This window comes from Cobetia sp. SIMBA_158 (assembly GCF_046566945.1).
Classification (GTDB): Bacteria; Pseudomonadota; Gammaproteobacteria; order Pseudomonadales; family Halomonadaceae; genus Cobetia; species Cobetia amphilecti.
In genome coordinates, this window is record NZ_JAWJYL010000491.1 from 1 (window position 1) to 265 (window position 265).

The window sequence follows — 265 nt, forward strand, 5'->3', positions numbered from 1 at the left end:
GCGTGTCGCCTCGTTGCACACGCTGCAGTTCAGTGGCAAGCTTAATACGCTGTGCCTCACCGCCTGATAATTCGGTGGCAGGCTGACCCAAACGTAAGTAGCCAAGTCCAACCTGTAGTACCCCAGCCATCCATCTCTACAGATTGACCAACCAAGTAATTGAGCCAAAGTGGCGTCACTAATGGTGCAATGATGGTTGATACGGTGGTCATACCTACCGAAAACGCCACATCACCTTTGGCAAGGTAGCTCATAATATTTGAAG

At 50.2% G+C, this 265-nt stretch carries 1 pseudogene; it reads right to left on the reverse strand.

Going from position 1 to position 265, the window contains the following annotated elements:
- Nucleotides 1-197 precede the first annotated feature (197 nt).
- A pseudogene (locus R2R70_RS20795) lies at nucleotides 198-254 on the reverse strand (hypothetical protein); the annotation flags it as partial.
- Nucleotides 255-265: the final 11 nt, after the last annotated feature.